Origin of the sequence: Mesorhizobium sp. B3-1-6 (assembly GCF_006439555.1) — a bacterium.
In the GTDB taxonomy this organism is placed as follows: Bacteria; Pseudomonadota; Alphaproteobacteria; order Rhizobiales; family Rhizobiaceae; genus Mesorhizobium.
On the sequence record NZ_VFTM01000032.1, the window covers coordinates 25,475 to 45,428 of the forward strand.

Sequence of the window (19,954 nt, forward strand, 5' to 3'; positions counted from 1 at the left end):
AAGAGGGAGCACCGGCTCCCTCTTTGAACTTCATCTGGAAGCTTACGCCGCGCCCATCACCTTGGCGGCCTTTTCGAAACGCTTGCGCTCGTTCGGGTCGAGATAGAGCTTGCGGAGGCGAATGGTCTTCGGCGTCACCTCGACCAGCTCGTCGTCCTGGATCCAGGCCAGCGCCCGCTCCAGCGTCATGCGGATCGGTGGGGTCAGCTTCACCGCCTCGTCCTTGCCGGCGGCGCGGATGTTGGTGAGCTTCTTGCCCTTGAGCACGTTCACTTCGAGGTCGTTGTCGCGCGAATGGACGCCGATGATCATGCCCTGGTAGACCTTGACGCCCGGATCGATGATCATCGGGCCGCGGTCTTCGAGGTTCCACATCGCATAGGCGACCGATTCGCCCTGCTCGTTGGAGATCAGCACGCCGTTGGTGCGGCCGGGCAGCTCGCCCTTGTAAGGCTCATAGGCGAAGAACAGGCGGTTCATCACGGCGGTGCCGCGCGTGTCGGTCAACAATTCGGACTGGTAGCCGATCAGGCCGCGCGTCGGGGCGTGGAAGACAAGGCGCTGGCGGTTGCCGCCGGACGGGCGCAGCTCGACCATTTCGGCCTTGCGTTCCGACATCTTCTGCACGACGACGCCGGCATGCTCCTCGTCGACGTCGATGACGACTTCCTCGACCGGCTCCAGCAGCTGGCCGTCGTCGCCCTTCTGCATGACGACGCGCGGACGCGACACGGCAAGCTCGAAACCTTCGCGGCGCATCGTCTCGATCAGCACGGCGAGCTGCAACTCGCCGCGGCCGGAGACGAAGAAGGAGTCCTTCTCCGCCGATTCCTCGATCTTGAGCGCGACATTGCCCTCGGCCTCGCGCAGCAGGCGGTCGCGGATGACGCGGCTGGTCACCTTGTCGCCCTCGGTGCCGGCAAGCGGCGAGTCATTGACGAGGAAGGACATGGTGACGGTCGGCGGGTCGATCGGCTGCGCATGCAGCGGCTCGCTCACCGCCGGGTCGCAGAAAGTGTCGGCGACGGTGCCCTTCGACAGGCCGGCGATGGCCACGATGTCGCCCGCCTGGGCTTCGTCGATCGGCTGGCGCTCGAGACCGCGGAAGGCGAGGATCTTGGAGACGCGGCCGGTTTCGATCTGCGTGCCGTCATGGTGCAGCACCTTGACCGCCTGGTTGGCCTTCAGCGTGCCGGATTCGATGCGGCCGGTGATGATGCGGCCGAGGAACGGGTTGGCTTCGAGGATGGTGCCGATCATGCGGAATGGGCCGGGATGAACGGTCGGTGCCGGCACATGCTTGACGACCAGGTCGAACAGCGGGGCGAGACCCTGGTCCTTCGGGCCCTCGGGATTTTCCGAAACCCAGCCGTCACGGCCAGAACCATAGAGGATTGGGAAATCGAGCTGCTCGTCGGTGGCGTCAAGCGCCGCGAACAGGTCGAACACCTCGTTGACCACTTCGATGTGGCGGGCGTCCGGACGGTCGATCTTGTTGATGACGACGATCGGTCGCAGTCCGACCTTGAGCGCCTTGCCGACCACGAACTTGGTCTGCGGCATCGGGCCTTCGGCGGCGTCGACGAGCACGATCGCCGAATCCACCATAGACAGGATGCGCTCGACCTCGCCGCCGAAATCGGCGTGTCCGGGCGTGTCGACGATGTTGATGCGGGTGCCGTGCCAGTCGACCGAGGTCGCCTTGGCCAGGATCGTGATGCCGCGTTCCTTTTCGAGGTCGTTGGAATCCATGGCGCGCTCGGCGACGCGCTGGTTGTCGCGGAAGGCGCCGGACTGTTTCAGAAGTTGGTCGACCAGCGTGGTCTTGCCATGGTCGACGTGCGCGATGATCGCGATATTGCGGAGGTTCATTTTTCTGGTCTCGGGAACGTTGCAGGCAGCAGGCCCAAAAGCGCCGCCTTTTTCGGTTGCGCGGCTCATACAAGGTTTTTCGCAATTGCGAAAGGGGAGGCACGACCCCAAATAGATGGTCACTGATTCTTAAACGTCTTGGTGTGAAATGATTCTGTTAACCAAGGCGGAACCTTTGAGGGGCCGGACAGTTCGATGTTCATGACCGATCATATGCCCAGATTGCGTCCGGTTTTTGTGTGGGCGGCGCTTGGCGTGCTTGTAGCGGCAGGCGCCGCGCAGTCGGCGGCCGCGCTGCGGGAAGCCGACCCGATCACGCCGCCCGACGCCAGGACAGTACAGCAGATGTTCGCCGACGCCCCCGACGGCGTCGACCCGATCGTCACCGGCCCGGTCAGCGCCGCCTTCAAGCAGCGCCAGAAGGATGCCAACTGCGACACCGCGGTCTGGCCGAACGTTCCACGGGCTTGTTATCCCGACTGACGCTCTTCATTGCATTTCCGGATTGGTTCTGGACCGCCGCAGCGAGAACCGAAGCGGAGCGTACTTAAAGTACATGAGCACCGGAAGCGCGGGAAACCATCGTTCGCGGGCCGGCATCACCTGGATATCAACGCAGCCTAAGCCGACCGCACCGGATCGAGCGTCACCTTGTAAAGCTCGTTGTCGTCGCGATCCATCAGCCGCACGGTGAGCTGCTCGGTCGCGCCGGAAATATCGACCAGGCCGAAGAACTGCAGCCCGGCCGACGGCGGCAGGTTCTGGCCCTGTTCGGCGGTCGGCGCCTTGATGAATTTCAGCTCCGGCCCGAAGGTCATGTCGAGGTCGTTGGGGCCGAAGGTGCCGGCATGGATCGGGCCGGAGACGAATTCCCAGAACGGATTGAAATCCTGGAACTGCGCCTTGTCGGGGTTGTAGTAATGCGCCGCGGTGTAATGCACGTCCGCGGTCAGCCACACCGTGTTGGTGATGCCGGCATTCTTGATGAAGCGCAGCACGTCGGCGAATTCGAGCTCGCGGCCCTTCGGCGCGCCATTGTCGTTATTGCTGACGGCTTCGAAACCGACCTTCTTCGCCGCGTCGTCCCAGACGACGAGGCTGAGCGGCATGTCGGCGGCGATGACCTTCCAGGTCGCCCTGGAATTGGCCAGCTCGCGCTTCAGCCACTTGGACTGCTCCTCGCCGATCATGCGCGACTTCGGCGTCAGCGTTTCTTCCATGTCGGGGCCGTTCGGGCCGCGATAGGAGCGCATGTCGAGGAAGAACACGTCGAGCAGCGGCCCATGCGAAATCTTGCGGTAGACGCGGCCTGGCTCCGACGGCTCGTAGCGGATGGTCGTCATCTCATGGAAGGCACGCGCCGCCCGGGCCGCCAGCACATGGATCGACTTTTCCTTGTAACGGTCGTCGGCGGTCAGGTCCTTCGAATCCGACCAGTTGTTGAGCACCTCGTGGTCGTCCCACTGGTAGAAGGTCGGACAGATGGCCGACAGGCCAAGCACATGCTTGTCCATCATGTTGTATTTCCACTGGTCGCGGTACTCGTCCAGCGTCTCGGCGACCTTGCGCTTGCCGTCGAGCATGACGACGTTCTTCCACTTGCCGCCGCCGGGCAGGTCGACCTCGTCCTTCAAGGCGCCGTCGGCATAGATCGTGTCGCCGGAATGCAGGAAGAAGTCCGGCGTGTGCTTGGCGATGGTCGAATAGGTCTTCATGCCGGTCTCGTCGATGCCCCAGCCCTGGCCGGCCGTGTCGCCCGACCAGGCGAAGCGCACATCGCGCTTCGAAGATGGCGCGGTGCGGAAGCGGCCGACGATCGGCTCGGAGACGGCGTTGATATCGGAGAGATCGGCGGCCACCATGCGATAGAAAATGTCCTGGTCGGAGGCGAGATCGGTGAGCAGCCGCTTCACCGTGTAGTCGCTGGCCGGCGAGGTGTCGAGCGGCGCGAGCCGCGTCGCATTGGCGAAGCTTTCGGTCGTCGACACCTCATACATGACGCGCGCCGGACGGTCGGTGCGGGTCCACACCATGCCGGAGGTGGCGTCGACGTCACCGGACTGGACGCCATGCGTGAAGGCCGGGCGCTGGCTGGCGCGGGAATAATACGGCAGCGCGAGACCGGAGGCGCCGACAAGGCCGAAGGCGCTGGCCGAGGTGACGAAAGCGCGGCGGGTCAACGAAAGCTTGTTCATGGCTGTCTCCGGATGGCGTTGAACGGGACCGCCAAGCTCTCGCCTCAATGTTTCAGGCGCATTTCGGAACCATGAAGTTTTGATAACAGTTCATCTTTCCCCGTCTCCCTTTGTGGAGAACGGGAAACCTGCGCCGGGAGGCGTGTCGAGATTCGGGTCAGGACGAGCCGAAAACGGCGGTCTCCGAGAACCGGAGCGGAGCGTACTCAAAGTACGTGAGCACCGGAAGCGCAGGAGACTGCTGTTTGCAGGCCGGCCTCACCCGAATATCGACATGCCTCAAGCCGCCTGCGCCTCCGGCTCGAAAGCCGGCCTGTCGGTGTTGATCAGCAACGAAATACAAGCCGCCGCGATCCCGGTCATCCCGGCAATCAGGAACGCCAGCTCGTAATTGCCCTGCAGCTCGCGCATCGTGCCGCCGAAGGCGGCGGCCGCCGCGGCGCCCACCTGGTGGCCGGCGACGATCCAGCCGAACACGATCGGTCCGCTGCGATCGCCGAACGCCTCGTTCGCAAGCCTCAGCGTCGGCGGCACGGTGGCGATCCAGTCGAGCCCGTAGAGCACGGCGAAGATGACCAGGCTGGTCGCCGAGAAGCCTGAATAAGGCAGGTAGATCAGCGACAGGCCGCGCACCGCGTAATAGACGCCAAGGAGCTTGCGCGGATCGAAGCGGTCGGTGAGCCAGCCGGACAGCGTGGTGCCGATCAGGTCGAAAATGCCCATCATCGACAGCAGTCCGGCAGCCTGCACCTCGCCGATGCCCATGTCGCCGCAGAAGGCGATGAGATGCGTGCCGACGAGGCCGTTGGTGGTGAAACCGCAAACGAAGAAGGTGGCGAACAGATACCAGAACACCCGGGTGCCGGCAGCCCGCCGCAGCGTGTTCAGCGTATGCGCCAGGAAATTGCCTTGCGATGCGGGCGACACCGGCGGCACGTCATCGGCATCGGCGCCGTAGCGCACCTGGCCGATCGAAGCGGGGCGCTCGGGCACCAGCAGCAGGACGAACGGGATCAGCGCCGCCGTCGCGATCGCCACGGCGATCGCCACCGGCTTCCAGCCGCCGCTCTGCGCCAGCGAGGCGATCACCGGCAGGAAGATAAGCATGCCGGTGGCGCTGGAGGCCGACATCAGCCCCATCATCAGACCGCGATTGGTCTTGAACCAGCGGTTGACGATGGTGGCGCCCAGCACGCTCGCCACCGCGCCCGAACCGATGCCGGAAAACACGCCCCAGGTGAGGAAAAGATGCCAGGGCTCAGTCATCAACAGGCTGAGCGCGGTCGATCCCGACATCACCACTAGCGCGCCAAGCAGCGTGCGGCGCAGCCCGATGCGCTCCATCAGCGCCGCGGCGAACGGCCCGGTCAGGCCGTAGAGCAGGATGCCGACGCTGGCGGCCCAGGAGGTCACGTCACGGCGCCAGCCGAAGCTTTCTTCCAGCGGCACCATCATCACCGACGGCGCGGAGCGAAGCCCAGCCGCGATCAAAAGGCAGAAGAAGATGACGGCAACGACGACGAATGCGTAGCGCTGGCCAAACGGGCGGGACTGAGCTATCATGTTACTGACCGGTACGTTGCAATGGGATGAAGCCATACATACGTACCGGTCAGTAACATTGTCAAGCGAGTTGTTTGCATGCCATCGGACAATAAAATTGAAGCGTCGTTGAGCGATGCCCCCGCTCCCAGGGCGGCGGACAAGATCCTGGACGTCGCGCGCGACCTGTTTTATCGCGAGGGCATCCGGGCGATCGGCGTCGACGAGATCGTCAAGCGCGCCGGCGTCACCAAGCCGAGCCTCTACCGCAGCTTCCCGTCCAAGGACGAGCTTGCCGCCTCCTATCTGCGCAAATACGACCTTGAGTTCTGGGAGCGCTTCGACGAGGCCGTCGACGCGCATCCAGGCAAGCCGCGCGCGCAGATCATCGCTTTCCTGACCCGGGTCGGCAAACGCACCCAGAAGCCGGATTATCGCGGCTGCGGCATGACCAACGCGGCGGTCGAATATCCCGAGCGCGGGCATCCCGCGCGGGTGGTGAGCGAGAACAACAAAGTGGAGCTGCGCCGGCGCCTGCGTGCCATGGCCGCCGCGATGGGCGCCGCCGATTCCGATACGCTGGGTGACGGTCTGCTGCTCCTCATCGAGGGCGCCTATATCAGCGGCCAGCTGTTTGGCCTGGGCGGACCGGCGGCCGCCGTCGCCCGCAACGCCGACCTCCTGATCGAAGCCAGCTTGAAGAAATAGCAATTGAAGCTACGCTTTCGGCAACTCGAACGGAGTTGTCAGCCATGCGTGCTCTTCTGATCCCGCTTGCCCTCGCCGGTTTCTGCCAAACGGCCCAGGCCGGCGAAATCTCCAGCGCCTACACCGATCTCGACTGGAAGAAGGACTGCGTGACCTATGCCCAGGCCGCGGAAGGCGACGGCGACTGGGCGAGCCTGGTCTGCTCGGGCTATCGCGGCTACCCGGTGCTGATCGGCTACGACGACGCGCGAGAGTCTCTCTATTACGGCTTTCCATCCGACGACATGACCGCGGTCTGGGAGAGCTTCACCGCCTTCAACGGCTCGGGCCCGAAGGTCGAGTGGCGCATCGAAACCAATGGCGATGTCGCCATTCCCTTCGCCGCCATCCACCGCCGCTCGATCAGCGACCCGCAGGACGAGAAGAAATCGACCGACGTGCTGGTCGTCGCCAAGGTGGCGCAACCGGAAGAGCATCAGGGCTGCACCGTCGGCCTGGTTCTAGCCACCGGCAACCCGCAGGCCAACGACCAGGCGCGCAAGCTCGCCGACGACAAGGCGAAGACCTTCGCCTGCCGCAAGGACAAGCGCGAAGTGATCGGCGACGTGCCCGCGTTCGGCCGGGTGGACAACTAACCGCGACCGGGCTTGGTCAGCCTTTCCCGGCCTCCAGATGCCGGCTCAGCATCAGCCGCAATTCCTCCAGCACGCCGTCGCGCAGCCGCTTCTCGCCGATCAGCGTCAGCGGAATGCGCATCAGTTGCGGCACGATCACCGCCAGCCTTTCGGCCTGTCCTGCCGGCAGCGGCGGATCGGCCGCGGCGAACAGCGTCGCGATCTGGCTGCGACGGTGCCCTCGCATGGCGCGCCGCCAGCCGTCGTCACCCGGCAGGTCGAGCAGCGCCGAATAGGCCGGATGCCCGGCCATGAAGTTCCCGAGCCGCGCGAACAGCCGGTCGGCGATCGCCGCCGCGCTCATCCCCTGCGTCCGGTCGCGCAGGTCGTCGAGCTCGGCCGAAAGCGCCTCGGCATTCTGGGCCAGGATCGCTTGCGCCACCGCCTGCTTGGTCGGGAAGAACAGATAGAGCGTGCCGATGGCGGCGCCCGCCTTGGCGGCGATCTCGGTCATGGTCGTCGCGTCGAAGCCCTTCTCGACGAACAGCTCCGACGCCGCTGCCATCAGCGCGGCGACGCGGTCGCGGCCTCTTTTTTGCTGCGGTGCGCGCGGCTGCGGCACAGTTACGCTTGATTTTTCCGAGGCCATCCTCATACTCCAAACCTGAGACCATCCTCATATATAGCCTGCCGGCCCTCGACGCGCCAGCAGCGCCGGATTTGGACGCCATGACCAGACAGGACCGCCCGCAGAGCCACAAATGGATGGTTCTGAGCAACACCACGCTCGGCATGCTGGCCGCAGCCATCAACGGTTCGATCCTTTTGATAAGCCTGCCGGCGGTGTTTCGCGGCATCGGCCTCAAGGCGCTCGACCCCGGCAACATCAATTACCTGCTCTGGGCGATCATCGGCTACATGATCGCCACCGCCGTGCTGGTCGTCGCCTTCGGCCGGCTGGGCGATCAGTTCGGCCGGGCGAAGATGTACAATCTCGGCTTCGCCATCTTCACCGCCGCCTCCATCGCGCTCAGCCTTCTGCCGGGACAAGGCGATTTCGCCGTCATGTATCTGATCGGCGTCCGCATCATCCAAGGCATCGGCGGCGCGCTGATCATGGCCAATTCCACGGCGCTGCTCACCGACGCCTTCCCCGAGAACGAACGCGGCTTCGCGCTCGGCATCAATGTCGTGGCGGCGATCGGCGGCCAGTTCATCGGCCTTTTGATCGGCGGATTGCTCGCCGACACCGACTGGCGGCTGGTGTTCTGGATCAACGTGCCGTTCGGGCTTGTCGGCACCATCTGGGCCTATCTCAAGCTGCACGAAGCGCCGAACCGCTCCAGCCACACCATCGATTGGCTGGGCAATATCAGCTTCGGCCTCGGCCTGGTCATGATCCTCACCGCCATCACCTATGGCTTGCAGCCCTATGGCGACCAGGTGATGGCCTGGACCAGCCCGAAAGTGCTGACCTTGTTTGGCATCGGCATCGTCTCGCTGATCGCCTTCGTGATCGTCGAAAACCGTGTCGCCAAGCCGATGCTAGACCTGTCGCTGTTCCGCATTCCGGGCTTCGCCTATGGCAACATCGCCAATCTTGCGTCGGGCATCGCGCGCGGCGGCCTGCAATTCATGCTGATCGTCTGGCTGCAGGGCATCTGGCTGCCGCTGCACGGCTATTCCTTCGAGCAGACCCCGCTCTGGTCGGCGATTTTCATGCTGCCGCTTACAATCGGCTTCCTGATCGCCGGGCCGATCTCGGGCTATTTCTCCGACCGCATCGGCGGCGTGCCTTTCGCCGTTGGCGGCATGGTCGCGGGCGCGGCCAGCTTCGTCGCGCTGATGCTGCTGCCCGCCGACTTCTCCTACATCGCCTTTGCCGGCCTGCTCTTCCTCAACGGCCTCGGCTCCGGCCTGTTCGTGGCGCCGAACTCGACGCAGATCATGAATTCCGTGCCGGCGCGCGAGCGCGGCCAGGCGTCGGGCATGCGCGCCACCACCACCAATGCCGGGCAGGTGCTGTCGATCGGCCTGTTCTTCAGCCTGATGCTAGCCGGGCTCGCCGCCAGACTGCCGGCGACGATGGAAGCCGGCCTTCTGGCGCAACATGTGCCGGAGGCGATCGCGCACCAGGTCGCCAACATGCCGCCGGTCGCTAGCCTGTTCGCCGCCTTCCTCGGCTACAACCCGATGGGCGAACTGATCCCGGCCGACGTGCTTCACGCTTTGCCGCCGGCCAACGCCGCGACACTGACCGGCAACCAGTTCTTCCCCGAGCTGATGTCGGGGCCGTTCAAGCACGGGCTGGTCTTCGCCTTCACCTTCTCGGCGATCCTCTATCTGGTCGCCGCTTTCGCCTCCTGGCGCGGCGGCCGCGGCGCCGAGGCGGAGTTTTCAGAGAACCTGGCCGCCGAGGCAGCAAGTCGACGTTAAACGGTCAAGCGTTAGGCCAGCGCTGCATCGGGTTCCCATTCAGGTCGCTGCCTAGTAAACCCTTGCGCGATTGCAGCCGGTCTCGGGAGGTTCCGCTTGTCCAGTTTTGTCAGCGTCGCGAACGAAAACGGCGTGGCGGTGGTCACCATCGACAACCCGCCGGTCAATGCGCTGAGCTTTCACGTCCGCAAGCCTCTCCACGAGGCGCTCGCCGCTTTGCGCGACGATCCCGCCGCAAGCGCGATCGTCATCGCCTGCGCCGGGCGCACCTTTGTCGCCGGCGCCGACATCACCGAATTCGGCAAGCCGGTCCAGCAGCCGGAACTGCGCGCCATCATCGCCTTGCTTGAAACCATCGCCAAGCCGACGGTCGCCGCGATCCACGGCACCGCGCTCGGCGGCGGGCTGGAGCTGGCATTGGGCTGTCATTTCCGCGTCGCCGATCGCGGCGCCAAACTTGGCCTGCCCGAAGTGAAGCTCGGCCTTTTGCCGGGCGGCGGCGGCACCGTGCGACTGCCACGCCTTGTGGGTGCTGTGAAAGCGCTCGGCATGATCGTTTCCGGAACGCCGATTTCGGCCGACGAAGCCAAGGCCACCGGATTGGTGGATGCGGGTTTCGATGGCGATCTGATTGTTCAAGCAATTCGTTTCGCCAGCGAAATGGTCGAGCAGGGCGGCCAGTTCACACCGGTGCGCGACCGCAACGACCGCCTTGCCGGGACCGATTTCGCCGCCTTCGACGCCCAGAGGGTGGAACTGGCCAGGAAGGCCCGCGGACTTGAAGCGCCGCTTGCCTGCGCCGAAGCCGTCCGCAACGCGATCACGTTGCCGTTCGACGAGGCGCTCGCGGCCGAGCGGCAGCTTTTCCTGAAACTCGTTTCCGGCGACCAGTCCCGGGCGCAGCGGCATCTGTTCTTCGCCGAGCGCGAGGCGGCCAAGATTCCCGGCAAGGACCTGCGGAAGCGCCGGATAGAACGCATCGGCGTCATCGGCGCCGGCACGATGGGCGGCGGCATCGCCATGGCTTTCGCCAATGGCGGTCTGCCGGTGACTTTGGTCGAGACCAGCGAAGAAGCGCTGCGGCGCGGGCTGGCGACAATCGACAAGAACTATGCCGTTTCGGTCAGCCGCGGCTCGTTGACGGACGAGGCCAAGCAGAAGCGGCTCGGACTGTTCAAGGGCAGCACCGACTATGCCGATCTCGCCGATTGCGATCTGATCATCGAGGCCGTGTTCGAGGACATGGCGGTGAAGAAGGAGGTGTTCGGCAAGCTCGCCGCGGTCGCCAGGCCTGGCGCCATCCTCGCCACCAACACCTCCTATCTCGACGTGAACGAAATCGCCGCCTCGACATCGCGTCCAGGGCACATGCTCGGCATGCATTTCTTTTCGCCGGCAAACGTCATGAAGCTCCTGGAGATCGTGCGGGCCGAAAAGACCGCGCCCGACGTGCTGGCGACGGTCACCGATCTCGCCCGGCGCATCGGCAAGGTAGCGGTCGTCGTCGGCGTCTGCCACGGTTTTGTCGGCAACCGCATGCTGGCCGCGCGCGGCGCGGAGAACGAAGCGCTGTTGCTCGAAGGTGCAACGCCCGCCCAGGTCGACAAGGCGTTCACCGATTTCGGCTGGCCGATGGGGCCGTTCCAGATGGGCGATCTCGCCGGCCTCGACATCGGCTGGCGCAACCGCAAGGCGCGCGGCCAGACGGCGGTGATCGCCGATACGCTTTGCGAGCGGGGCCATTTCGGCCAGAAGACCGGGCGTGGCTGGTACCGCTATGAGAGCGGCGCGCGGGAGCCGGTTGCCGATCCGGAGGTCGAGGCGTTGATCCGCGCCAAGGCGAAAGAACTGAGCATAGCGCGGCGCCAGATCGGCGCCGACGAGATCATCGAGCGCACGCTTTATCCGCTGGTCAACGAGGGCGCGAAGATTCTCGAGGAAGGCATCGCCGCGCGGGCGTCCGATATCGATGTCCTCTGGGTCAACGGCTACGGCTTCCCGATCGGCAAGGGCGGACCGATGTTCTGGGCCGGACTGGAAGGTGCGGCGAAGATCGTCGAGCGGTTGGAGCATTGGCATGGGCGGACCGGCAGGGCGATCTTCGAGCCGGCGCCGGTGCTGAGAAAGTTTGCCGAGACTGGGGCTTGGGAAGGCGCGGGCGACGCCCCATAACTTCGTCATTCCAGGGCGAAGCGAAGCGTAGACCCGAGGATGACGAACGCGAGGCGGCACAACAAATTTGACCATGTGGACAAATCTCAACCACCGTTCCATAGTCTCTCGTCTGACATTTTTTTGAACGGCCGGCTCGACACGGCTGTCGAACAGAGGGGCACTTCAATGGAAAACGAACGTAGCAAGACGCAACGCGCCGGCCTGTCGCGGCGCAACGTGCTGGAACTCGGCGCGCTCGGCCTCGCGGCGACCATGCTGCCCGGCGCGGCCTTCGCCAAGGACAAGAAGCTGAAGGTGGCGGCGATCTTCGCCACGCCGATCGAGGAGCCGTGGGATAATCAGATCCATGTCGCCCTGCAGAAGGCCGAGAAGGAACTGGGCATCGAATACAAATGGTCGGAAAAGGTGCAGACCGCCGACTTCAGCCGCGTGATGCGCGAATATGCGCAGGGCGGCTACCAGTTGGTGCTGGGCGACGCTTTCGCCGCCGAGCGTGAATCGCGCCGCACGGCAAAACAATTCCCGAAGACGGCGTGGCTGTTCGGCTCGGGCGCTGGGCCCGCCGAGCCGAATTTCAGCGTCTTCGACAACTGGATCCACGAACCCGCCTATCTCTCCGGCATGATCGCGGGAAAGATGTCGAAGTCGGGCACGGTCGGCGCCGTCGCGGCCATGGGCATTCCGGAAGTCAACCGGCTGGTCAACGCCTTCTTCGCCGGCGCCAAGGAGGTCAATCCGAACGTCAAGAAGAAGGTCGCCTTCATCGGCTCCTTCTTCGATCCGCCCAAGGCCAAGGAAGCGGCCGTGGCGCAGATCGATGCCGGCGTCGACGTCATCTATGCCGAGCGCTTCGGCGTCATCGAGGCGGCGGTCGAGAAGAAGATTTTCGCCATCTCCAACATGTCCGACCAGTCGAGCCTCGGGCCCGATACGGTCATCACCGGCCCGGTCTGGGACATGTACCCGACGGTCGAGCAGGCGATCAAGCTGGTCAAGGCCAGCGTCTTCACCGCGCAGGACTATGGCGATTTCTCGCGCATGGCCAAGGGCGGCTCGTATCTGGCGCCCTTCCACAAGTTCGACAAGACGCTGCCAGCCGACGTCAAGGACCTGGTCGAGAAGAAGAAGGCCGAGATCCTCGAAGGCAATTTCCGCGTCGACGTCGACGAGAACACGCCGGTTTCGGATTGACGCCTGGTTGAGGGGCGGCGCTAGGCCCCCCTCTCTGTCCTGCCGGACATCTCCCCCTCGAGCGGGGAGATTGGCAGTTCCGTCGACGGCGCTCGATCTTTCAACATTGAAAGTTGGCGAAGGCCGCCGTGACATCTGATCTCCCCCGTGAGGGGAAGATTGCCGGCCGGCCAGAGAGGGGGTGCAGCGCTGCCCTCCATGGTTGGCCGGATCGCAAATCCAGGAGCACCCTTGTCCGCCCCACTCATCGAAATGCGCGGCATCACCAAGAGCTTCGGCGCCGTCAAGGCGAACGAGGCCGTCGACCTCAGCGTGGCGCCGGGCGAGATCCTCGGCCTGCTTGGCGAGAACGGCGCCGGCAAGACGACGCTGATGAACGTGCTGTTCGGCGCCTATGCGCCGGACGCCGGCGAGATCCTGGTCGAAGGCAGGCCCGTCGCCATCCACAATTCGGCCGATGCGCTCGCCGCCGGCATCGGCATGGTGCACCAGCATTTCCACCTCGCGCCGCGGCTGACGGTGCTGGAAAACCTCCTGATCGGCATTCCCGGCAAATCCGGCCGCATCGACCGTGCGCGCGGGCTTGCCCGCCTGGACGAAATCAGCCGGCAGTATGGGCTGAGCCTCGACCCAAGCCTGCCGGTCTCGGCGCTGTCGGTCGGCGAGCAGCAGCGGCTGGAGATCATCAAGGCGCTGTTTCGCGGCGCCAGGCTTTTGATCCTCGACGAACCGACGGCGGTGCTGGCGCCTTCTGAGGTCGATGGCCTGTTCGCCGCCCTGCGCTCGATGGCGGCGCAAGGGCTCGGCATCATCTTCATCTCGCACAAGCTGAATGAAGTTCGCGCCCTCACCCATCGCTGCGTGGTGCTGCGCCACGGCAAGGTCGCCGGCCGCGTCGACCGTCCGGCGCAAACGACCTCGGCCGAGATGGCGAAGCTGATGTGCGGCCACGAAATCGTGCCGCCGGTCAAGGAGGCTTCGGCGCCCGGCGCCGCCGCGCTGACGCTCGACGGCATTTCCACCTCCGGCCATGCCGGCACGCCGCTGCGCGACGTCTCACTTTTCGTCCGCGCGGGCGAGATCCTGGGCATCGCCGGTGTCTCCGGCAACGGCCAGCGGGCGCTCGCCGATGTGATTTCCGGCATGCTGCCGCCCAGGGCCGGCGCGATGACGATAGCCGGCAAAGCGGTTGCGCAGTTTTCGCCGCGCGAGTTGCAGGCGCTCGGCCTCGGCCGCATACCGGAAGACCGGATGACGACCGGCCTCGTCACCAATCTGCCTTTGGCCGACTCCATGGTGCTGCCGCGTATCGGCACCGAGGCCTTCAGCCGCCAGGGACTTCTCAATCCAACTGCGATCCGTGCCTTCGCTGAAGCGCAGATCAAGGCCTACGATATTCGCTGCCCCGGCCCGATGGTGCGTGCCGGCGCGCTGTCCGGCGGTAATCTGCAGAAGGCGCTGCTGGCCCGCGAGCTCGCCTTCGACCCGAAGGTGCTGATCGTCTCGCAGCCGACGCGCGGGCTCGATATCGGCGCCGCCCGCTTCATCCACGAGAAGTTCCTGGCCATGCGCGCCAAGGGCTGCGGCATCATCGTCATCGGCGAGGACCTTGAGGAATTGCTGATGCTCTCGGATCGCATCGCGGTGATGTATGAGGGCCGCATCGCCGGCACGCTTCCCAGCGCGCATGCCACCGTCGCAAGGCTCGGCCTGATGATGACCGGCGCAGGGCACACCGAGGAGGCGGCCTGATGTTTCGCCTCGAAGCCCGCACCTCGACACCGGCCTGGTTCAATCTCGCGCTGCCGCTCTTGGCCATCGCCGCGACGCTCATCCTGTGCAGCGGCCTGATTGCCATCGCCGGCGCCGGCGTGGTCGAAGCCTATGGCGTGATGCTGTCCGCCTCGCTCGGCGACAGCTACGCCATCACGGAAACCCTGGTGCGCGCTGCACCGATGATCTTCACCGGCCTTGCCGTGGCCATCGCCTTCCGCGCCAAATTCTGGAACATCGGCGCCGAGGGGCAGCTTCTCGCCGGCGCGGTGGCAAGCTGCTTCGTCGGCGCCATCCCGATGCCGGGCTATCTCGCCATGCTGTTGATGGCGCTGGCGGGCGCCGCGGCAGGTGCGCTCGTTGCGCTGGTTCCCGCCACTTTGCGCGTAAAATTCAAGGTCGACGACGTGGTGAGCTCGCTGCTGCTCAACTCGGTCATCTATTACGCGCTGATGGCGCTGATCGAGGGACCGTGGAAGGACACGTTCAGCGGCTACCCGATCTCGCCGCCGATCGAGGACGCGGCCAATTTCCCGGTGCTGATCGAAGGCACGCGCCTGCATCTCGGCGTCGTCGTGGCGTTGATCGCGGCACCGCTGTGCTGGTTCCTGATCGCGCGCACCACGCTCGGCTTCCGCATCCGCGTCACCGGCGAGAATCCTGAAGCCGCCCGCTATGCCGGCATCTACGTGCAGCGCGTGCTGCTGTCGACAGCTCTGCTCTCGGGCGCGCTGGCGGGACTCGCCGGCGTTGGCGAGGTCGGCGGCGTGCACTTCCAGGTGATGAGCGACATCTCGCCGGGCTATGGCTATTCCGGCATCGTCGTTGCGATGCTCGCCAGGCTCAATCCGCTCGGCGTGGTGCCGGCGGCGATCTTCCTTGCCGCTGTCATGACCGGCGCCGAGGCGATGTCGCGCGCGACCGGCGTGCCGGCCTTCCTCAGCGAGGTCATCCAGGGCACGGCGCTGCTTGCCATGCTGGTGGCGCTGCTCTTCACCGCCTACCGCATCCGCCGCGTGGGAGCGCAAACATGAGCGCGGTGTTCGAGCAGATTTTTCAGGTCGGCTTCCTCGCCGCCATCATCCGCATCGCCACGCCGCTCGCCTTCGCGACGCTGGGCGAAATGTTTTCCGAGCGCGCAGGCGTGCTCAATCTCGGCATCGAGGGCATCATGCTGCTCTCGGCGATGGCGGGCTTCACAGCTGCCAGCCTGAGCGGCAGCCTGTGGCTGGGCGTGCTTGTCGCGGTGTTGACCGGCATGCTGATGGGGGCGCTGCATGCGCTGTTCACGGTGGCCCTGGGCCTCAGCCAGCATGTCTGCGGCATCGGCGTGACATTGTTCTCATCCGGCCTTGCCTATTTCCTCTATCGGCTGATCTTCGGCCAGCAATCGGTGCCGCCGAGCATTACCGGCTTCAAGCCGGTGGCTATCCCGCTGCTCTCGGACATTCCGGTTCTCGGCCCGGCGGTGTTCAACCAGTTCACGCTCGTTTATCTCGCCATCATCGCCGTCCCGCTCGCTGCCTTCGTGCTCTACCGCACGCCATGGGGGCTGTCCGTGCGCATGGTCGGCGAGAACCCGCGCGCGGCGGACTCGGCCGGCGTCAGCGTGATCGCCAGGCGCTTTCAGGCGGTGATCCTCGGCGGCGCGCTGATGGGCCTTGCCGGCGCCTTCCTCACCATGGCGCAGTTCAACGCCTTCACCTTCGGCGTCGTCTCCGGTCGTGGCTGGGTGGCGATCGCGCTGGTGGTGTTCGGCCGCTGGGATCCCTGGCGCTCGGCGGGCGCCGCACTGCTCTTCGCCTTCGTCGACGCGCTGCAGCTCAGGATGCAAGCGAGCGGCCTCGGCCACGTCCCTTACGAAGCGTTCCTGATGCTGCCTTTCATCTTCACCATCGTTGCCATGGCCGTCATGTCGCGCAACGCTGTGGCGCCATCGGCGCTGCTGAAGCCGTTTCGACGGGAGGAGCGGTAGACGAGTAGGCGCCCTTTCCTCTCCCTCCGGAGGGGGGAGAGGTGGCGCTGCGAAGCAGCGACGGAGTGGGGGAACCACCTTGCAACCGTCGCCAACGAATATTGAAATGGGGCCCAGGCGCAAGAGTATTTCGGCACCGCGCCAAGGGTCGACCCCCACTCCGTCGAGCTACGCTCGACACCTCTCCCCCGATCGACGGGGGAGAGGAAGGCGCCAAGCTGGCCTCAGATCGCCGTAAACCCATTGTCCACGAACAGATGCGCGCCGTTGACGAAGCTCGATTCGTCGCTGGCCAAAAACAGCGCCGCCTTCGCCACTTCCTCCGGCTCGCCGATGCGGCCCTGCTGCGCGGCCATCGCCGCGTCCGAGACGTCGACGCCGAGCTTGCCGAGATCGGCCACTTCGCGCAAGCCATGCGGCGTGCGGATGAAGCCCGGGCAGACGGCGTTGCAGCGGATGTTGCGGTCGCGGAACTCCACCGCGATGGCGCGGGCAAACATGTGGCAGGCGCCCTTGGTGGTGTCGTAGAGCACTTCGTTCGGCGTCGCCGCCACCGCCGAGATCGACGAGGTGCAGACGATCGAGCCGCCGCCGGCGGCGATCATGCCCGGCAGCACCGCGCGCGTCATCAGGAACATCGAGCGCACGTTGACGGCATGCAGCCAGTCCCATTCCTGCAGCGTCGTTTCCAGGAAGGGCTTGATGACGATCGTGCCGGCGTGATTGAACAGCACCGTGACCGGGCCGAGTTTTTCCGTCGCCGCCTTCACCGCCGCCTCGACCTGTGCTTCGTCCGAAACGTCGGCCACGAAATGCTCGGCGACATGGCCCCGCGCCCGGATCGCCGCGGCGGTCTTGCCGGCCGCCTCGCCGTTGCGGTCGATGATCGCCACCTTTGCGCCTTCGGCGGCAAACAGCTCCGAAGCCGCCCCGCCCATGCCCGTCGCACCGCCCGAAACGATGGCGACCTTGCCCGCCAGCCTTCCACCCATTCTTATTGCTCCTTCAGTGCCGCCGATATCGGCCCAAGCGATGCTATCCGTCATGCGCGAGGCGGCCAAGGCCGTTCGAGCGATTGGATATTGTGCCTGTGAACGCCGCGAAAACGGCTGATTTTCAACCTGTTCGGCCAGATTGCCCATGTTCCGATATCGGCTACATCGCCTGCGCTGCGAGTATGAAAAACCACGATCCGCCCTCTTTTAAAAAATCATTCCAGGAATCGCTCGAAAATAACAATCGACAAAGTCTACTAACTTTATAGATTAATGGCCGTGACGGAGGTCGATATGTCCTATAGCCAGAATGCCCAGACCGCCCGCAAGGGGCAAAGGCTGACTGCCGATCAAAGCTGGAGGCCCGCCTATGGCGGCACCTTCGCCTATCTCGTCTTCGCGCTTGCGTTCGTGTTCACCGGCGCGGTGATCCTGGGGCTGATCCCCTGATCCAAGGCGGGCCGAGATCCGCCGTCAAACAATCTGAGTCGAGCAATCGGAGTGGAAAACTGGCCGGGCGCCAGGGCGTCGTCGCGCGCCAGCGTCTCAGGTCTGGTTAGAAGGCTTTTGAAGCGGGGCGACCCAACGTGATGGAGGAGATGGCAATGCCGATCGAGTTCACGCATGTTCCAGGCAAGCCTGCCAATGGCAGCTTCTTCTACGACTTCGCCGAAACCGCGACCAGACTGTCGCTGATCGAGGACGCCGGTTTCCGCAGGCTGGTGGTGGACGATCCGGCCGGGCTGCTCACCAATATGGACATCGCCGCGCAGACGCTCGACCGCACCGGTTCGCTCGAAGTCGTCTTGACGCATTGGGCCGGCGTGATCGAGCCGACGGTGGCGGCAAGGCAGCTCGCGGCGCTCGACCGCAAAAGCGGCGGCCGCTTGTCGCTTCGCATGCTGAGCGAACCGCTGGAAGACGGCGACGCCGAGGCCCGGCCCGTTGGTCACAGCGTGGTGTGGCAGCGCATCGACGAATATCTGGTGCTGTTGAAGCGCCTGTGGTCGAACGACAGGCCCTTCGACCATGAAGGCGCCTTCTACAGCGTCAAAGGCGGCTTCGTGCCGCGCAAGGCCCCGCATGGCGCCGACCTCGCCATCCGTCTCGGCGGGCAGTCCAGCACGGCCTTGAAGGTCGTCGGAAAGCATGCCGATGTCTTCGAGCTGGCCGGCGGCTCCCCGGATGAGGTCGCGCAACTGATGCAGCGCGCGCGCGGCGCCGCGGCGGAACATGGCCGCGCCGGCAGGTTGCGCTTCGCGCTGCCTGTCCGCATTCGCCCGGACGGCTGGACGGGCACTTCGGATCACAAGGCGATCGAGCTTGCCGGGCCGCCGGCGCGGATTGCCCTGGCACTGCTGCCCTACGCGGCGCTTGGCATCGAGGAATTCATGATCGGCGGCATCGACCGCCCAAGCGAGATCGCCCGCATCGGGCGCGAGACGATAACGCTGGTCGCGAATTCGCTGGCGCGGCGCGAGGTGGAGGTTCCGCAACCGGGGATGCTTGCGTCCCAGACCTTCCCTGAGATCCACCTTCGCTAACGCCGGCCTCCCTACGGCTGGGATGAGTAATCCAGGCCGTCCATGACGTAATCCGCGAACAGGAAATCGCGGATGCCGGCGATCCGGCCGTCCTCCCAATCGATGAGGATGAAGTAGCGCGGCGGCCCGCCCGGACGCTCCGGACTGGTGACCAGGATGGCGGGCCGGCCTTCGACAAGGCCGGTCGTGAAATGCCAATGCGTTTCGTCGGCATAGCGGCCGAAGTAATTGCCGACATATTCCTTGCCGTCGGCGTGCAGGCGGTTGACCAGCTCGAGCTTCACGTCCTCGGCCAGCAGCCCGCGCAAGGCATCGAAGTCCCTGGCGTTGAAGGCGGCCACATAGTCGCCGAGGCGTCGCACGTCCTGCCGGTCGAGCGCCGGGCGGGGCGGCGCCATGCGCGGCGCGGCCGCCAGCTTGCGCAGGCTCTCGCGGCCCCGCTGCAGCGCGCCCTTGATCGCCGTGTCGGAGGTTTCGAGGATTTCGCCGATCTCCTCCAGGCTGTGTCCCAGCACATCCTTCAGCACGACCGTGCATCTTTGCGCCGGCGGCAGTTGCATCAGCTCGGCTAGGCTCGCCTCGGCGGCCATGCGCGCATCCAGCGCCGAATTCTCGTCGGCGATCATGTCGAGCTCGACCTCGCTTTCGCGCCCCCGCAAGCGGGTCCGCTTGCGCAGGAAATCGAGGGCCGCGTTGTGCGCGATGCGAAACAGCCAAGGCTCTGTCTTGTCGGGCATGTCGCCATTCCTGATCGCCACGAAGCCTTTGGCCAAAGCCTCCTGGACGATGTCTTCGCCATCGATGACGGATCCGACCATGCGCGAACCGTAGCGGTGCAGCTTGGCCCTCAGGCCGGCGGCCTCGCGCTCGAAGGCGCGAAGCCTGGTTTCGGTCGCCGCAACGGACTGATCCTGCAAACCGGTCACGCGTCCTC

At 65.2% G+C, this 19,954-nt stretch carries 17 protein-coding genes; 11 read left to right on the plus strand and 6 right to left on the minus strand.

Annotated features, from left to right (window positions below; all coding sequences use genetic code 11):
* Nucleotides 1-42 precede the first annotated feature (42 nt).
* Nucleotides 43-1,872, minus strand: a complete 1,830-nt coding sequence (gene typA / locus FJ414_RS24795) for a translational GTPase TypA (RefSeq protein ID WP_140647004.1) — start codon at nt 1,870-1,872, stop codon at nt 43-45.
* 195 nt (nt 1,873-2,067) lie between these two features.
* Between typA and FJ414_RS24800 the strand changes: the two genes are divergently transcribed.
* Complete coding sequence (locus FJ414_RS24800) at nt 2,068-2,355, plus strand: hypothetical protein (RefSeq protein ID WP_246672498.1); 288 nt, start codon at nt 2,068-2,070, stop codon at nt 2,353-2,355.
* Nucleotides 2,356-2,492: 137 nt separating this feature from the next.
* Here the strand turns inward: FJ414_RS24800 and FJ414_RS24805 are convergent, their stop codons facing one another.
* Both FJ414_RS24805 and FJ414_RS24810 read right to left on the minus strand, forming a co-directional pair.
* Complete coding sequence (locus tag FJ414_RS24805) at nt 2,493-4,067, minus strand: alkaline phosphatase (RefSeq protein WP_140647005.1); 1,575 nt, start codon at nt 4,065-4,067, stop codon at nt 2,493-2,495.
* Nucleotides 4,068-4,346: 279 nt separating this feature from the next.
* A complete protein-coding gene (locus FJ414_RS24810) occupies nt 4,347-5,630 on the minus strand; it encodes an MFS transporter (RefSeq protein WP_140647006.1) in 1,284 nt (427 codons plus the stop codon).
* Nucleotides 5,631-5,708: 78 nt separating this feature from the next.
* Between FJ414_RS24810 and FJ414_RS24815 the strand changes: the two genes are divergently transcribed.
* Nucleotides 5,709-6,317: a TetR/AcrR family transcriptional regulator gene (locus FJ414_RS24815; RefSeq protein WP_140647007.1), complete on the plus strand. Its 609-nt coding sequence runs from the start codon at nt 5,709-5,711 to the stop codon at nt 6,315-6,317.
* A 44-nt stretch (nt 6,318-6,361) separates the two neighbouring features.
* Nucleotides 6,362-6,952 (plus strand): hypothetical protein, encoded by a 591-nt coding sequence (locus FJ414_RS24820; protein ID WP_140647008.1) that lies wholly within the window; start codon nt 6,362-6,364, stop codon nt 6,950-6,952.
* Between the two features lie 16 nt (nt 6,953-6,968).
* On the opposite strand, the gene FJ414_RS24825 is transcribed toward FJ414_RS24820, so the two are convergent.
* Nucleotides 6,969-7,580 (minus strand): TetR/AcrR family transcriptional regulator, encoded by a 612-nt coding sequence (locus tag FJ414_RS24825; RefSeq protein WP_181181707.1) that lies wholly within the window; start codon nt 7,578-7,580, stop codon nt 6,969-6,971.
* 80 nt (nt 7,581-7,660) lie between these two features.
* Here FJ414_RS24825 and FJ414_RS24830 point away from each other — a divergent pair, with 80 nt between their 5' ends.
* The 6 genes from FJ414_RS24830 to FJ414_RS24860 all read left to right on the plus strand — a co-directional run bounded on the left by FJ414_RS24830 (nt 7,661) and on the right by FJ414_RS24860 (nt 16,481).
* Nucleotides 7,661-9,367, plus strand: coding sequence for an MFS transporter (locus tag FJ414_RS24830; protein ID WP_140647010.1), 1,707 nt, complete (start codon nt 7,661-7,663; stop codon nt 9,365-9,367).
* 96 nt (nt 9,368-9,463) lie between these two features.
* A complete protein-coding gene (locus FJ414_RS24835; RefSeq protein WP_140647011.1) occupies nt 9,464-11,539 on the plus strand; it encodes a 3-hydroxyacyl-CoA dehydrogenase NAD-binding domain-containing protein in 2,076 nt (691 codons plus the stop codon).
* A 168-nt stretch (nt 11,540-11,707) separates the two neighbouring features.
* Nucleotides 11,708-12,733, plus strand: coding sequence for a BMP family protein (locus FJ414_RS24840; protein ID WP_140647012.1), 1,026 nt, complete (start codon nt 11,708-11,710; stop codon nt 12,731-12,733).
* Between the two features lie 231 nt (nt 12,734-12,964).
* Nucleotides 12,965-14,485, plus strand: coding sequence for an ABC transporter ATP-binding protein (locus tag FJ414_RS24850; protein ID WP_140647014.1), 1,521 nt, complete (start codon nt 12,965-12,967; stop codon nt 14,483-14,485).
* A complete protein-coding gene (locus FJ414_RS24855) occupies nt 14,485-15,540 on the plus strand; it encodes an ABC transporter permease (protein WP_140647015.1) in 1,056 nt (351 codons plus the stop codon). Before FJ414_RS24850 ends, FJ414_RS24855 begins: the two co-directional genes overlap by 1 nt.
* Nucleotides 15,537-16,481, plus strand: a complete 945-nt coding sequence (locus FJ414_RS24860; protein ID WP_140647016.1) for an ABC transporter permease — start codon at nt 15,537-15,539, stop codon at nt 16,479-16,481. Before FJ414_RS24855 ends, FJ414_RS24860 begins: the two co-directional genes overlap by 4 nt.
* Nucleotides 16,482-16,705: 224 nt before the next feature.
* Here FJ414_RS24860 and FJ414_RS24865 read toward each other — a convergent pair whose 3' ends face one another.
* Nucleotides 16,706-17,473, minus strand: coding sequence for an SDR family oxidoreductase (locus tag FJ414_RS24865; RefSeq protein WP_140647017.1), 768 nt, complete (start codon nt 17,471-17,473; stop codon nt 16,706-16,708).
* A 297-nt stretch (nt 17,474-17,770) separates the two neighbouring features.
* Between FJ414_RS24865 and FJ414_RS24870 the strand changes: the two genes are divergently transcribed.
* Both FJ414_RS24870 and FJ414_RS24875 read left to right on the plus strand, forming a co-directional pair.
* Nucleotides 17,771-17,926, plus strand: a complete 156-nt coding sequence (locus FJ414_RS24870) for a hypothetical protein (RefSeq protein ID WP_140647018.1) — start codon at nt 17,771-17,773, stop codon at nt 17,924-17,926.
* 155 nt (nt 17,927-18,081) lie between these two features.
* Nucleotides 18,082-19,020 (plus strand): LLM class flavin-dependent oxidoreductase, encoded by a 939-nt coding sequence (locus FJ414_RS24875; RefSeq protein ID WP_140647019.1) that lies wholly within the window; start codon nt 18,082-18,084, stop codon nt 19,018-19,020.
* 11 nt (nt 19,021-19,031) lie between these two features.
* Here FJ414_RS24875 and FJ414_RS24880 read toward each other — a convergent pair whose 3' ends face one another.
* A complete protein-coding gene (locus FJ414_RS24880; protein WP_348640022.1) occupies nt 19,032-19,946 on the minus strand; it encodes a sigma-70 family RNA polymerase sigma factor in 915 nt (304 codons plus the stop codon).
* Nucleotides 19,947-19,954: the final 8 nt, after the last annotated feature.

What these genes read in the sequence shown, in the direction of transcription:
- FJ414_RS24870 (WP_140647018.1), top strand. Translation starts at nt 17,771, where the DNA reads ATGTCCTATAGCCAGAATGCCCAGACCGCCCGCAAGGGGCAAAGGCTG.
- FJ414_RS24860 (WP_140647016.1), top strand. Translation starts at nt 15,537, where the DNA reads ATGAGCGCGGTGTTCGAGCAGATTTTTCAGGTCGGCTTCCTCGCCGCC.
- FJ414_RS24865 (WP_140647017.1), bottom strand. Translation starts at nt 17,473, where the DNA reads ATGGGTGGAAGGCTGGCGGGCAAGGTCGCCATCGTTTCGGGCGGTGCG.
- FJ414_RS24825 (WP_181181707.1), bottom strand. Translation starts at nt 7,580, where the DNA reads ATGGCCTCGGAAAAATCAAGCGTAACTGTGCCGCAGCCGCGCGCACCG.
- typA (WP_140647004.1), bottom strand. Translation starts at nt 1,872, where the DNA reads ATGAACCTCCGCAATATCGCGATCATCGCGCACGTCGACCATGGCAAG.
- FJ414_RS24855 (WP_140647015.1), top strand. Translation starts at nt 14,485, where the DNA reads ATGTTTCGCCTCGAAGCCCGCACCTCGACACCGGCCTGGTTCAATCTC.
- FJ414_RS24840 (WP_140647012.1), top strand. Translation starts at nt 11,708, where the DNA reads ATGGAAAACGAACGTAGCAAGACGCAACGCGCCGGCCTGTCGCGGCGC.
- FJ414_RS24820 (WP_140647008.1), top strand. Translation starts at nt 6,362, where the DNA reads ATGCGTGCTCTTCTGATCCCGCTTGCCCTCGCCGGTTTCTGCCAAACG.
- FJ414_RS24815 (WP_140647007.1), top strand. Translation starts at nt 5,709, where the DNA reads ATGCCATCGGACAATAAAATTGAAGCGTCGTTGAGCGATGCCCCCGCT.
- FJ414_RS24875 (WP_140647019.1), top strand. Translation starts at nt 18,082, where the DNA reads ATGCCGATCGAGTTCACGCATGTTCCAGGCAAGCCTGCCAATGGCAGC.
- FJ414_RS24805 (WP_140647005.1), bottom strand. Translation starts at nt 4,067, where the DNA reads ATGAACAAGCTTTCGTTGACCCGCCGCGCTTTCGTCACCTCGGCCAGC.
- FJ414_RS24800 (WP_246672498.1), top strand. Translation starts at nt 2,068, where the DNA reads ATGTTCATGACCGATCATATGCCCAGATTGCGTCCGGTTTTTGTGTGG.
- FJ414_RS24830 (WP_140647010.1), top strand. Translation starts at nt 7,661, where the DNA reads ATGACCAGACAGGACCGCCCGCAGAGCCACAAATGGATGGTTCTGAGC.
- FJ414_RS24810 (WP_140647006.1), bottom strand. Translation starts at nt 5,630, where the DNA reads ATGATAGCTCAGTCCCGCCCGTTTGGCCAGCGCTACGCATTCGTCGTC.